The 13,115-nt window shown below is 50.9% G+C and carries 12 protein-coding genes; 5 read left to right on the top strand and 7 right to left on the bottom strand.

The window, feature by feature from the left end; all coding sequences use genetic code 11:
* Nucleotides 1-16 precede the first annotated feature (16 nt).
* Nucleotides 17-1,102, top strand: a complete 1,086-nt coding sequence (locus tag DWX62_RS05645; protein ID WP_005829400.1) for a choloylglycine hydrolase family protein — start codon at nucleotides 17-19, stop codon at nucleotides 1,100-1,102.
* 13 nt (nucleotides 1,103-1,115) lie between these two features.
* Here DWX62_RS05645 and DWX62_RS05650 read toward each other — a convergent pair whose 3' ends face one another.
* From DWX62_RS05650 to DWX62_RS05680, 7 genes are all read right to left on the bottom strand, one after another.
* Nucleotides 1,116-2,495, bottom strand: a complete 1,380-nt coding sequence (locus tag DWX62_RS05650) for an MATE family efflux transporter (RefSeq protein WP_005829402.1) — start codon at nucleotides 2,493-2,495, stop codon at nucleotides 1,116-1,118.
* Nucleotides 2,492-3,511: an ABC transporter ATP-binding protein gene (locus DWX62_RS05655; protein ID WP_009038555.1), complete on the bottom strand. Its 1,020-nt coding sequence runs from the start codon at nucleotides 3,509-3,511 to the stop codon at nucleotides 2,492-2,494. Before DWX62_RS05655 ends, DWX62_RS05650 begins: the two co-directional genes overlap by 4 nt.
* Nucleotides 3,504-4,541 carry an iron ABC transporter permease gene (locus DWX62_RS05660; protein WP_034529853.1) on the bottom strand — a complete coding sequence of 346 codons (1,038 nt, stop codon included), beginning with the start codon at nucleotides 4,539-4,541 and terminating at the stop codon, nucleotides 3,504-3,506. The genes DWX62_RS05655 and DWX62_RS05660 overlap by 8 nt, the downstream gene beginning before the upstream one ends.
* Nucleotides 4,541-5,710, bottom strand: coding sequence for an ABC transporter substrate-binding protein (locus tag DWX62_RS05665; RefSeq protein ID WP_009038557.1), 1,170 nt, complete (start codon nucleotides 5,708-5,710; stop codon nucleotides 4,541-4,543). The genes DWX62_RS05660 and DWX62_RS05665 overlap by 1 nt, the downstream gene beginning before the upstream one ends.
* A 102-nt stretch (nucleotides 5,711-5,812) precedes the next feature.
* Nucleotides 5,813-7,168, bottom strand: coding sequence for an FAD-dependent oxidoreductase (locus DWX62_RS05670; RefSeq protein ID WP_120137732.1), 1,356 nt, complete (start codon nucleotides 7,166-7,168; stop codon nucleotides 5,813-5,815).
* 4 nt (nucleotides 7,169-7,172) lie between these two features.
* Complete coding sequence (locus tag DWX62_RS05675; protein ID WP_005829413.1) at nucleotides 7,173-7,763, bottom strand: DUF417 family protein; 591 nt, start codon at nucleotides 7,761-7,763, stop codon at nucleotides 7,173-7,175.
* 90 nt (nucleotides 7,764-7,853) lie between these two features.
* On the bottom strand, nucleotides 7,854-8,711 hold the full coding sequence (locus DWX62_RS05680) for a helix-turn-helix domain-containing protein (RefSeq protein ID WP_035448396.1): 858 nt from the start codon (nucleotides 8,709-8,711) through the stop codon (nucleotides 7,854-7,856).
* Between the two features lie 123 nt (nucleotides 8,712-8,834).
* On the opposite strand from DWX62_RS05680, the gene DWX62_RS05685 reads away from it, so the two are divergent.
* The 4 genes from DWX62_RS05685 (at nucleotide 8,835) to DWX62_RS05700 (ending at nucleotide 13,109) form a co-directional block, all read left to right on the top strand.
* Nucleotides 8,835-9,542, top strand: coding sequence for a precorrin-2 C(20)-methyltransferase (locus DWX62_RS05685; protein WP_171030463.1), 708 nt, complete (start codon nucleotides 8,835-8,837; stop codon nucleotides 9,540-9,542).
* 91 nt (nucleotides 9,543-9,633) lie between these two features.
* A complete protein-coding gene (locus DWX62_RS05690) occupies nucleotides 9,634-10,029 on the top strand; it encodes a DUF1573 domain-containing protein (RefSeq protein WP_117599729.1) in 396 nt (131 codons plus the stop codon).
* A 182-nt stretch (nucleotides 10,030-10,211) separates the two neighbouring features.
* A complete protein-coding gene (locus DWX62_RS05695) occupies nucleotides 10,212-12,203 on the top strand; it encodes an oligopeptide transporter, OPT family (protein ID WP_120172645.1) in 1,992 nt (663 codons plus the stop codon).
* A gap of 18 nt (nucleotides 12,204-12,221) precedes the next feature.
* Nucleotides 12,222-13,109 carry an alpha/beta hydrolase gene (locus DWX62_RS05700; RefSeq protein ID WP_120137730.1) on the top strand — a complete coding sequence of 296 codons (888 nt, stop codon included), beginning with the start codon at nucleotides 12,222-12,224 and terminating at the stop codon, nucleotides 13,107-13,109.
* Nucleotides 13,110-13,115 lie beyond the last annotated feature (6 nt).

A 13,115-nucleotide genomic window follows, 5' to 3' on the forward strand; every position in this document is an offset into this window, starting at 1 on the left:
ATATAAACTGAATAATATGGCAAAAAGAATTCCTATCCTGCTGGCAGCAATGACAGCCCTCACCTTCGCCCCTCAAACAGCAGAGGCATGTACCGGTATCACCCTGACGGCCAAAGACAATGCGCACGTCGTAGCTCGCACCATCGAATGGGGAGGCAGTGAGCTGAACAGCCAGTACGTCATCGTACCGCGCGGTTATTCGCAACAATCACTGACACCCGGAGGCAGTCTGTCCGGCATGGAGTTCACCTCACGCTATGGCTACGTAGGCCTGGCAGTGGAGCAAAAGGAGTTCGTGGCCGAAGGTCTGAATGAAGCCGGGCTCTCCGCCGGGCTGTTCTACTTTCCCGGATATGGCAAATATGAGGAGTACGACCCCACACGAAAAGCGTCGAGCATAGCCGATTTACAATTGGTATCATGGCTGTTGGGAAGCTTTTCTACTGTGGACGAGGTAAAGGAGGCTATTGAAAATGTGACGGTCATAGCCATTGACCCACGCGCCTCCACCGTACATTGGCGGATTGCAGACAAGACCGGCCGCCAACTGGTATTGGAGTTCATCGACGGACAGCCCCGTTTCTATGAAAACAAACTGGGAGTATTGACAAACTCCCCCGGCTTTGACTGGCAGATGACCAACTTAAACAATTATGTGAACCTCTACCCGGGCAGTGCCGAAAGCAAATCGCTGGGCAATGTGACTATAGCCCCTTTCGGTTCGGGAAGCGGCTTTTTGGGAATTCCGGGAGATGTGACTCCCCCTTCCCGCTTTATCCGTGCCGCTTTCTACCAGACTTCTACACCACCACAGAATACCGCACAGGAAACCGTTCTCCAATGTTTTCAGATACTGAATAACTTTGATATACCCGTAGGCATCGAGTTTCCCCTCGGCCAGGTTCCTGCCAATATTCCAAGTGCCACCCAATGGACATCGGCCACAGATATGACAAACGGTATCATCTACTATCGCACCATGTACAACAGTACAATCAGAAGCATTGATTTGAGACAGATAGACTTCGGGCGCATCGAGTACCATGCAGCTCCCCTCGATAAAGTGAAGCGGCAACCGATAGCTCCCGTGAAAATTGAATAGGGACGCAGAAACTTCAAGATTGCCGCTGTTGCAGTTGTTCCGCCTCCTTCCTCTTCATCTCCGCCAGCACCCCGCAGGTCAATGGAATGGCGAGGAAGAAGGTCAGCATGTCCGACGCCGCCTGGCACATCTCCACCCCTTTCAGTCCTAAGAAATAAGGAAGAATGAAGATGAGGGGGATGAAGAACAGCCCTTGACGGGCAGAGGAAAGTATCGTAGCGCGTACGGGCTTGCGGATAGTCTGCAGCATCATGTTGCTGACCACAATCCATGCACCCAACGGATAGGTGATGAACTGCCAGCGCAATGCTGCCGCACCGGTAGCTACAACAGCAGGGTCTCCCTTGCGGAAGATGGAGACAATCTCCTCGGCATATCCCATACCTGCCACCGCACAAACCAGCAAAAAGAAAAAGCCTACCTTCACACAGAACCAGAATCCTTGGCGCACTCTGGCATACAGCCCGGCACCATAATTGAATCCGCATACCGGTTGGAAGCCTTGCCCGAAACCAATTAGGAAAGCATTGATAAACATAGAGATACGCGTCACAATGGACATCCCTGCAATAGCTGCGTCACCATATGCACCGGCCGCCACGTTCAGCAAAATGGTTGCCACGCTTGCCAGTCCCTGCCGGGTGAGTGACGGAGTTCCACCCCCAATAATTTCCTTGATGAAAGCCAGTGTAGGCGTAAAGTTTCTGTAACGTATACGTATATTTCCTCCTCTGCGCCCCATATATAGCAAAAGGATGAAACTACATATCTGGCTGACTACTGTGGCAAGTGCGGCACCGGATATGCCCATATCGCATACAAAAATCAGGATAGGGTCGAGCACCACGTTGATGACCGCCCCACTCACAATCCCCACCATGGCATACGCCGCATTACCTTGAAAACGTATTTGGTTATTCAGCACCAATGAGGCGGTCATAAAAGGAGTACCCAGCAGAATGATTCCCAAATAGCGCTCCGTATACGGAAGAATAGTAGGTGTCGACCCCAAAGCAAGGGAAAGCGGTGTAAGGAACAGCAATCCCAGCACAGCCAGAGCCGCTCCGATAAACAAGGCAAAAAAGAAGCCGGTGGATGCCATCTTCTCGGCACTCTCCGTTTCCTGCGCCCCCAACTTACGGGAGATGTAGTTCCCCGAACCATGACCGAAGAAGAATCCCACAGCCTGGATAATGGACATCACAGAAAACACGATACCTACGGCAGCCGTAGACTGGGTATTTATTTTACCCACAAAATAGGTATCTGCCATGTTGTAGAAGGACGTCACCAGCATGCTGATGATGGTCGGCACAGCCAATGACGTAATCAGCCGGGGGACCGGAGTCGTCGTTAAGTGGACATAATTATCCTTTGCAGAATGGTGCATCATAGGGAATGGAATGACAAGACTATTTGCAGCAATTTCTCAATGGAGTACACTGTTACCGGCTCCTTGCCCGGTCGATGGAATACGAAGCTGCCGTCTCCCTTCAAATCTCCGGTTTCGATATAAATCTCCGATTCAACATTCCGGTTTGCCAGAATCCCGTTTCTCTGGAGTGCCTTGCGCACCATGGCATACTTCTGCCCGTGGCCCGCCAAGCGTATCTGGGAGGTATATTCATTGGCTACCCTGAACAGTCCCGTTTCCAAATCAAAGGCAATACCCTTACGGGCAAAGAAGTTGCTCAGGCTGCCGTTCAACGAAAGGTCCTCGGGCGTACCGATAGTTACGCCGTTCACCTTGTCCATCAGCCATATTTTGTCCGCTATCTGCAGGGCCAGTTCCAGGTCGTGAGTAGAAAGGAAAATCGTCTTGTCCGTTTGCCGGCTGAGCTGGTGAAGCAGTTGCATCATCTCTACTTTACTGGGAAAATCAAGGAAAGCTGTCGGTTCATCCAGATAGATGACGGGAGTTTCCTGGGCGAGCGCCTTGGCTATCATCACCTTCTGCCGTTCACCGTCACTCAGCGTATGCACCATGCGGTGTGCCAGATGGGGAATGCCTACCAGGGCGATGGATTTGTCCACCACAATCTTGTCCTCTTTCGAAAGGGTTCCCCAGAAACCGGTGTAGGGGCTACGCCCCAGACCTATCAGTTCTACGACGGACATATTGCGTATATCGCACTTCTCCGTCAGCACCACGCTGATGACGCGCGAAAGCTGCTTGTCGGTATAGTCCCCTATCTCTTTTCCTTCAATAAATATGTTTCCTCCAAGTTTCGGCTGGAAGGCGGACAGCGTACGGAGCAACGTGGACTTCCCCACTCCATTGGCTCCCAACAGGCAAGTCAGCTCACCACTGTTAATTCCGGCGCAAATGCCGTCTGCCACCACTTTCACATCCCCCTTACCGGGGTAACCGATGGAAAGATTCTCTATATGTATGGTTTCCTTATTCATTCAATTCTCCTTTCCGTTTTCTAAAAAGTACAGAAGCCACTACCGGCGCACCTACCAGTGCCGTCACCGAGTTGACCGGCAAAGCTCCCTCGAAGCCGGGCATACGGGCTATCAGATTGCAGACCAATGCCAGGGAAGCGCCTACCAGCAATGTGGCAGGCATCAGTACCCGATGGTCCGAAGAGTGGAAGATGGCACGGCACAGATGGGGAACCGCCAATCCGATAAACATAATCGGACCGCAATAGGCCGTTACAATAGCCACCAGCACGCCGGAGCATGAGATAACCAGCAGGCGTGCCCGCTTGATGTTCAGTCCCAGATTGCGTGCATAGCCATCGCCCAGCAGCAACAGATTCATCGTCTTTATCAGCAGGAAGGACAACGGAAGCAGCACAGCCATGATGCAGACAAACAGCACCATCTGGTCGCCCGAAACACGGGCAAAGCTACCCAATCCCCAAATGACATATGCACGTATATCTTCCTCCACACTGAAATATTTCAATACGCCGATGACGGCACTTGCCACATAGCCTATCATCACACCGATTATCAGCAGCGTCACGTTGCCCTTCACCTTCTGGGAGACATAGACAATGAGCGCCATCACAGCCAGCGCACCGATAATGGCGGCAACCGACAAGGCAACCTCGCCCATATACCCCAAACGGCTCAATGCCACACCGCCCATCGCCCCGGACAGTAATACCACACAAGCCACACCCAGGCTGGCACCTGAACTGATGCCCAATACCGAAGGCCCTGCCAGCGGATTGCGGAACACCGTCTGCATCTGCAGACCGCTGACTGACAGCCCTGCTCCCGCCACCAATGCCGTCAACGCTTGGGGCACGCGGGACTTCCAGATAATATTCTGCCAAATAACGGATTCATCCGTATTTCCCCACAATATGTTCCACACGGAGCGCAGAGGAATGTGAACCGACCCCAAAAGCAGGTTCAGCAGGAAAAAAAGAAAGATAGATGCCAGTGTCAGCAACATCAACGGAAGTACGGGTCTTTTTATCATTTCAGCAGTTCGTAGTAAGTCGGTTTATAGTCAGGCAACAAATCGGGATGGAAAGCATGTATCAAGTCTTCCAATACAATTTCGGGCTGCATGGGCATACTTTCGTAGAAGGGTTTCTCACGCATGTTGCAGTATACCACTCCCTTCTCACGAAACGCACGGAAGTCGGCATAACGCGGGTCGAGGGACTTCAAGGCATCATACGTGAATGTCCCGTCATAGCTGTTGACAATGCGCCAATAGTCGGCACTCTCCGCCTGGCTATATACGGTTTCAAAATCCAGCGTGACACCTCCCGAACGGGGATCGTCTTTCAAGAAATAATCCGCACCGGCATCACGGAACAGTTCGGCAAGAAAGCTCTTTCCTCCCACTGCATACCAGTTGCCACCCCGTATCTCGCCGCTGAATACCATCGGACGCTTCTTCACGTTGGCAGCCAGCTCCTTCAATTCGTTATAGCGCTTCTCTATCGCAGCAAACTTTTCATTCGCCTCCACTTCCTGGCCTATAAACATGCCGATGAATTTTATCCATTCAGCCTGCCCCAACGGGGTCATCTCCTTATATCCCAAATGGGGAACCAGTGGAATACCGATTTCCCGCATGGCATCATATCCGCCCCGCTTGAAAGGAGAGATAAAGATAACATCCGGATTCATGCTCATTATCACTTCATTATCAAAGTTCCCTTCGATACCAATCTTCACGGTCTCGCCGGACTTCAAACGTTCGTTCATCTCCTTGTTGAAGAGATGGCGCGTACTGGTGATGCCCACCACATAATCGCAGGCATCCAGACGGATGAAGTTGGAAAGTTGCAGGGATGTCATACACATAACGTGCTCTACCGGCGTTTCAATCACCGTATAGTCGCTCGGTATACCGACAGGCTTTATGCCTTTCGGTACCAGCGCATAGTGGAAAGTGCTGCTGCTTTCTTTTTGAGGGTCGTGTATATCCACCAGACGGACATGGTGCGGAAGATATTTCACCGTATAGCCTTTGGCATAGCACGGTACAATGGTAGCTGCCGTGTCTGTCGTAACCGGAGAATAGCCCGTTTCGGAAGAAGATTCGGTAGTAGTCTGTCTTGATTTTAAGCCGCAAGAGGTTACGCATAAAATGCACAGCAGTGCAATGCCTATGGCAGATATCCGGGTCATGACTATTGGGGTTTATAGAATTCGGGCACAATATTCGTCATTTTTGGGGAAATACGCAAATGCTCTTCCCGCAAATTGGTGGATATTGTGCCTAAATAATCTTTAAAAGCCCATCAAGTCATTCAGCGCTTCGCTCATGCTGGGATGTGTAAAGACAAAATCACGGAGGAAGGTATATTCCTGCCCGGTCTTCATGGCCATTGCCACCAGGTTGATGACTTCACTCGATTCCGGCCCAAACAACGTGCAGCCCAAAATCTTGTCCGTATCGGCATCTACCACTACCTTGAAGAGTCCGTTCGTATCGCCCAAAGTCCTGGCACGCGGAATGGCGGCTACCGGCAGCTTGTTGACCTTTATATTCAATCCCTTCTTGCGTGCTTCCGCTTCGCTCAGCCCGATGCGTGAAAGCGGCGGGTCGATGAATACCGAATAGCTCACCGGGTCACGGTCGGACACCTTGCGTTCTCCCGCCCCGAAAAGGTCTTCGCGCAGAATGCGGTAATCATCCAAAGAAATGTAGGTGAACTGCAAACCGCCCTTTACATCACCGATAGCATGTATCTTGGGGTTGGTAGTCTGCAAATAGTCGTCTACCACAATGGCTCCGCGCTCATTCACCTCTACACCTGCCGCCGGCAGATTCAAGCCAGCCGTATTCGGACGCCGGCCGGTAGCCAGCAGGATGGCATCTGCGTGTAACTGATGTTCCTCTCCCGTGACCGCATCCCGGTAAATGACGTCAGAGTCTTTCACGGACTGCACGCGTGCATTCAGCCTGAAAACGATTCCTTTCTGTTCCAATACCTCCCGGACACTGTCCGCAATGTCCCGGTCCTCCCGGGATATCAGTTCGGAAGAGCCCTCGAGCACCGTGACTTGCGAACCGAATGAAACATACATGGAAGCAAATTCTAGTCCGATGTATCCCCCGCCTACAATGACGAGCTGTACCGGCAGCTCAGTCAGTTCCATAATGGAGGTGCTGGTATATACCCGTGGGTTACCTTGTATCCCCTCTATCGGTGGAATGACGGTTTCGGCACCCGTATTGATGAATATCCGGGGAGCTTGCAATTGTAATGTCCCTTCCACCATCCCAACTTCCACCACATCCGGACCTGCAAAGGAGCCAATACCCGTATAGACCGTTATATGAGGATTGTCGGCCAGATTGTGATAGTTCTTCTGACGCAGGAAAGAGACGACCTCTTCCTTCCTTGCAATGGACTGACGATAGTATGCCTTCTTGACCTCCCAAGAAGCGTCTTTGTCCGCCTGCTTTGCCGCATGCACCAATGTTTTTGTGGGAATGCAACCGATATTGATACATGTCCCTCCATACATCTTTTCCGAACGCTCCACTACGGCAACGTCCAGCTTCCGTTTTGCCAACTCGGCAGCCAATGTCTTTCCGCCTTTGCCGAATCCGATGATAATGACATCATACTGTTTCATACGTCTATTTCCTTAATTGGTTCAATACTCTTTTTGCACTGTCAGACAGTACGACAATGGCACCGGCAAGAATGGCCGTATCCTTGATGACCAAGCGCCCTGCCCCCGTCAGCAACGGAAAGCCGTGCTCCCCGCTTCCCAAGTCGGGCACCCACACCTCAGGGGTTGTCACCAGGAAAGAGAGGGTACCTATTGTCATGACAATGGCCAGTGCAGCTCCCGCCAGTCCGATTTTCGGAGAGAATATCCCCAGAAATGTCAGAATGCCGATGGTCATAATCAGAATGCCCAGACCGTGAGAGAAACCATACGTATTGTTCTCCACGTGCCACTGATGTTTCGCCTCATTGAACTCGCCCTCTTTCAGCTTATACTCCTTGTACTCCGGGGCACTCTTTGTATAAAAGAAGCTCATGAACGGGCTGTTCGCCACAAAAGGGACAATCCCTTCAGCCTCATAATTCCAGAATTTCAACCCACCAATCCATACGAAAATAACCAGGATGGCTACACGAATCAAATTAACACCCAACTTTTGAGTGGAAGCGGCCAGCGTCAACGCAGCCATAAACAAGTTTTGCAATTTCGTTTTCATCTTTGTTCTACTTTTTAAATGGTTTCAGTAATATGACTTGATTTTTGTTTTTGCAAAGTTCCTTGTTTTCCACCACGTACGAAATGGCAATTATTCCGCAACAGTTGGCAATTCTTCCCGTTTCACTCTTTTCCGGTAGTCCGAGACACTCTCGCCGGTCATTTTCTTGAAAAAACGGCTGAACGCGGGCAAGTCTTCAAAGCCCAGAATGGAGCTGATTTCTTTGGCGCTCTTGCGGGTATACAACAGCAGTCTCATGGCTTCCGCCTCAATGCGCTCATGAATCACCCGCAACGGGGAAGGCAACCCGCAGGCCGAGAACAGATTGGAAAGTGTCTTGGGAGAACGGCAAAGAATATCGGCATAATCCTGCACCTGCTTCTTCTCCTTGAAATGCCGGTCCACCAGCACATAATACTGCCGGATGATGTCAAACGTCTTTTCCTTCTCCTGCCCCACCCCGAAAAGCTGGCGCGCAATGCGTGTGCAGGTAATGATGAAACGTTTCAAGACAATGCGCAGCATCTCCTCCTGCAGATTGTCATGAATGACCGATTCCTGCCGGAAAATGCGGACTATGTCATGCAGGTTGGAAGACTGCCCGGCAGAAAGCGCCAGTCTCATCACCTTGGAAGAGCCATAAAAAAGGAATCCGTTGCAAGAGACCTCGTTGTCATGTCCATAGATGCAATAAAAATTGCTGTTGAATACAAACGTCAGGTATTCACCGTCCACCTCTTTTACCTCCAGGTGATGCAACGGGGTCAAGGTCACGATTTCGTCCTTTTCCAAGCGCATGGAGATATGGTCTATTTCCAGAGTGAGCGTACCGCTCTGTACCCAAATGAATTTATACAGAGTCTTGTCACGTTGCAGCGACGCACGCTCATGGTAGCTGGAAGTCATGGCTATGTTGCCATTCAAGCGGGTGTTCAGTTGATAATCCATAAAAAACAGATTGTTTTAGTAAATAACAAAGATAGCGAATATCTTGTTTGCTACTGATTATTTCCCCACTTTTGTAGCCGTTTTGCTGTTCTTTAATTTTTAACCTTTAATGTCTTCATGCAAATGTTCCCCGTCATATTTGTATCTCTCGGTCCCGGCGAACCGGAACTGATTACCGTAAAAGGCTTGAAAGCCCTGCAGACAGCCGACTGTATATTCTGTCCCGAGACACTGGCCAAAGATGGAAACAGAGTTTCACGCGCAGCCGACATCCTATTGCAACTCGACATTCCGGAAAACACGGTGCACCGCTTTCCACTCCCCATGAGCAAACAGCGCGAAAAAGCCCTGAGCGCCTACGACGAGGTCTATATGGAGAGCTCCACCCTCCGGCAACAAGGAAAGAAGGTCTGTATCGTTGCCGAAGGAGATGCCGGATTCTACTCTTCCATACACTATGTATATGACAAATTGCAGGCAGACGGCATCCCCGTGAAGCACATCCCCGGTATCCCCGCCTTCATTGCCGCCGGCGCATTGGGCGGGCTCCATGTAGCCAGCCAGGAAGAACGGCTGACGGTGATACCCGGCATCGTCACGACAGAAGAGATAGAAAGACTGACAAGCGAAAACAGTGCGGTTGTCATCATGAAGCTGTCCAGATGCACCGATGAGATTCACCGCTGCATCCGCCTGCATCCCGAATACCGGTATCACTATTTTGAGAATGTTGGCACTCCGGAAGAGAAGTATATCAATGACAGCAAGCGGATAGCGGCCATCCGCTTCCCCTATTTTTCCCTGCTTATCATTCGCCCAGAGGCCTTTTGAGCCCGATTTAATACAATTTCGCACACCATAGGCATTATTTTAATGAAAATGGGTTACCTTTGCGCCGTTGAAATATAAAAAAGATAAGAACATGAAGAAAGTCGTTTTTTATATGATGATGCTGGTTATGAGCATCGGTTATGCCTATGCACAAGGAAAGGCAGACATCAAATTCGAACAGACCACCCACAACTTCGGCACATTCTCCGAAAACAGTCCGGTAGTCAGCTACACCTTTAAGTTTACGAACGTAGGCGATGCTCCGCTTGTCATCCATCAAGCTGTAGCTTCCTGCGGATGTACCGTTCCCGAATATTCACAAGAACCGATAGCACCGGGAAAGACAGGAACAGTGAAAGTAACCTATAATGGAACCGGAAGATACCCCGGACACTTCAAGAAATCCATCACCCTGCGCACCAATGCCAAAACGGAAATCATGCGATTGTTTATCGAAGGGGACATGACCGCTAAAGATGCCAAATAAGCATTTTACCATACAGAATTAAGGAGATTTTTTTAAATCTCCTTTTTTTTTGCTTTCTTTGCCTAAAATGCGAAGATAGGCTGCACCTCAGCAGAATAATAATGAGCTTGCTCATTTTATCCAGCATTCGGTTTGCACTATCTTTGAAGTCTATTAAAGAAAAACATAAAACTACAAAACCTATGAAACAAGAAGAAGAACCTATTACCGGCTTGCCGGAAAATGCGTTCCGTGAACTGAAACCGGGAGAAGTGTACAACCCTCTGATGAGCCCGGACAAGAAGTATTCAGAAGTAAATGCCTGGTCGGTGACATGGGGTATTCTGATGGCCATTCTCTTTTCGGCCGCAGCCGCCTATCTGGGGCTAAAGGTGGGGCAAGTATTCGAAGCCGCCATCCCCATCGCCATCATTGCCGTCGGCGTATCAGGTGCCGCCAAACGCAAGAACGCATTGGGCGAAAACGTCATTATCCAGTCTATCGGTGCCAGTTCTGGCGTCATCGTGGCAGGTGCCATCTTCACCCTTCCGGCGCTTTATATCCTTCAGGAAACCTATCCGAAAGAAATCACTGTTACCTTTGCACAAGTCTTTATCAGCTCTCTGCTGGGAGGTGTGCTGGGTATTCTCTTCCTTATCCCCTTCCGTAAATATTTCGTGAGCGACATGCACGGCAAGTATCCCTTCCCCGAAGCAACAGCCACCACACAAGTGCTCGTCTCCGGTGAAAAGGGCGGCAGCCAGGCAAAACCATTACTCATGGCAGGTATCATCGGTGGTCTATACGACTTCATCGTGGCAACCTTCGGCTGGTGGAACGAGAATTTCACTACCCGCGTATGCGGCCTCGGCGAAATGCTGGCCGAGAAAGCCAAGCTGGTATTCAAGGTTAATACGGGTGCTGCTGTGCTCGGTCTGGGTTATATCGTGGGACTGAAATACGCGTCCATCATCTGTGCCGGTTCGCTGGCCGTATGGTGGATTATCATCCCCGGTATGTCCATGATTTGGGGAGACTCCGTACTGAACCAATGGAACCCCGAAATCACAGCAACCGTAGGCGCTATGGCTCCGGAAGATATTTTCAAATACTATGCCAAGAGCATCGGTATCGGTGGTATAGCCATGGCAGGTATCATCGGCATTATCAAGTCCTGGGGCATCATTAAGAGCGCCGTAGGGCTGGCTGCCAAGGAAATGGGCGGTAAATCCAATGTAGAGGCCAGCGTGAAGCGCACGCAACGGGACATCTCCATGAAGATTATCGCCATCGGCTCCATCATCACATTGCTGATGGTTGTTCTGTTCTTCTACTTCGATGTGATGCAAGGTGACCTGACACATACCATTGTAGCCATCCTGCTGGTAGCAGGTATCGCTTTCCTGTTCACTACCGTGGCAGCCAATGCCATTGCGATTGTGGGCACAAATCCCGTATCCGGAATGACGCTGATGACATTGATTCTGGCATCCGTAGTCATGGTAGCCGTAGGGTTGAAAGGTCCCGGAGGAATGGTTGCGGCACTGGTGATGGGTGGTGTTGTATGTACGGCACTGTCCATGGCGGGAGGCTTCATCACAGACTTGAAAATCGGTTACTGGCTGGGTAGCACGCCTGCCAAGCAGGAGACCTGGAAGTTCCTCGGAACCATCGTTTCTGCCGCTACCGTAGGTGGTGTAATGATTATCCTAAACAAGACATACGGTTTCACCAGCGGACAGCTGGCCGCTCCGCAAGCCAATGCCATGGCGGCCGTTATCGAACCGTTGATGAACGGTGTGGGTGCGCCCTGGCTGCTCTACGGCATCGGTGCAGTGCTGGCCGTCATCCTCAACTTCTGCAAGATTCCCGCACTGGCATTTGCATTGGGTATGTTCATCCCATTGGAACTGAATGTTCCGTTGGTAGTGGGCGGTGCCATCAACTGGTACGTGACCAGCCGCAGCAAGGATGCCGCTCTCAATGCCGAACGCGGGGAGAAAGGTACCCTGCTTGCCTCCGGTTTCATTGCCGGCGGTGCATTGATGGGCGTGGCAAGTGCTGCCATGCGTTTCGGAGGAATCAACCTCGTAAACGATGCATGGTTGCAGAACACCTGGTCCGAAGTGCTGGCGCTGGGTGCTTATGCCATTCTGATATTCTACCTCATCAAAGCTTCCATGAAAACCAAATAACTTTTAAATACCAAGAACATGAAAAAGATTCTACTTTTATCTTTTCTATTTGCAGCGACCATGTTATCTGCACAAAAGCCCGTTGAGCTGCCCCTATGGCCCAACGGTGCCCCCAATAACAACGAACTGACCAATTCCGGACAGAACCATAACAACGAATGGGTGTCCGATGTCACCACCCCTACCCTTACGGTGTACCCTGCCTCCCACCCCAACGGCATGGCCATCATCATGTGTCCGGGAGGCGGCTACGGGGGGCTGGCCATGAAGCACGAGGGACACTACATGGCTCCCTGGTTCAACACACAAGGCATCACCTATGCAGTACTGAAATACCGTATGCCCAACGGGCACCATGAAGTGCCCCTTTCCGATGCCGAACAAGCCATCCGCATGGTACGCGAACATGCCGCCGAATGGGGTGTCAATCCTCAGCGTGTAGGCATCATGGGCGCTTCTGCCGGCGGCCATCTGGCAGCTTCGCTTGCCACACTATACAGCAGTGACAAGACCCGTCCCGACTTCCAGATCTTGTTCTATCCGGTGATTTCCATGCAGAAAGGCGTTACCCATGGAGGTTCCCGTAAGAACCTTATCGGAGAAAATCCATCTCAGGAACTGGAACAAAAATACTCCCTCGAAAGGCAAGTGTCCCCACGCACTCCGCAAGCTTTCATCATGCTTTCTTCGGACGATGACGCAGTGCCGCCCATCAACGGCATCGGTTACTTCCTTGCCCTGCGCGACCATAAAGTACCTGCCAGCCTGCATGCCTACCCCACCGGCGGACATGGCTGGGGATTCCGGGACAACTTCACCTACAAGCGTCAATGGACGGAAGAACTGGAGAAGTGGTTGCGTGAAGGGCTCGTATTCCCGGTCTCTGAACCTACCACAAAGAAATAAAAGCAA

Origin of the sequence: Bacteroides sp. AF20-13LB (genome assembly GCF_003603065.1) — a bacterium.
Lineage (GTDB): Bacteria > Bacteroidota > Bacteroidia > Bacteroidales > Bacteroidaceae > Bacteroides > Bacteroides uniformis.

Coding starts and splice junctions, on each gene's coding strand:
- DWX62_RS05675 (WP_005829413.1), bottom strand. CDS start 7,763: ATGAAAACGAAATTGCAAAACTTGTTTATGGCTGCGTTGACGCTGGCC.
- DWX62_RS05690 (WP_117599729.1), top strand. CDS start 9,634: ATGAAGAAAGTCGTTTTTTATATGATGATGCTGGTTATGAGCATCGGT.
- DWX62_RS05685 (WP_171030463.1), top strand. CDS start 8,835: ATGTTCCCCGTCATATTTGTATCTCTCGGTCCCGGCGAACCGGAACTG.
- DWX62_RS05650 (WP_005829402.1), bottom strand. CDS start 2,495: ATGATGCACCATTCTGCAAAGGATAATTATGTCCACTTAACGACGACT.
- DWX62_RS05655 (WP_009038555.1), bottom strand. CDS start 3,511: ATGAATAAGGAAACCATACATATAGAGAATCTTTCCATCGGTTACCCC.
- DWX62_RS05680 (WP_035448396.1), bottom strand. CDS start 8,711: ATGGATTATCAACTGAACACCCGCTTGAATGGCAACATAGCCATGACT.
- DWX62_RS05665 (WP_009038557.1), bottom strand. CDS start 5,710: ATGACCCGGATATCTGCCATAGGCATTGCACTGCTGTGCATTTTATGC.
- DWX62_RS05700 (WP_120137730.1), top strand. CDS start 12,222: ATGAAAAAGATTCTACTTTTATCTTTTCTATTTGCAGCGACCATGTTA.
- DWX62_RS05645 (WP_005829400.1), top strand. CDS start 17: ATGGCAAAAAGAATTCCTATCCTGCTGGCAGCAATGACAGCCCTCACC.
- DWX62_RS05670 (WP_120137732.1), bottom strand. CDS start 7,168: ATGAAACAGTATGATGTCATTATCATCGGATTCGGCAAAGGCGGAAAG.
- DWX62_RS05695 (WP_120172645.1), top strand. CDS start 10,212: ATGAAACAAGAAGAAGAACCTATTACCGGCTTGCCGGAAAATGCGTTC.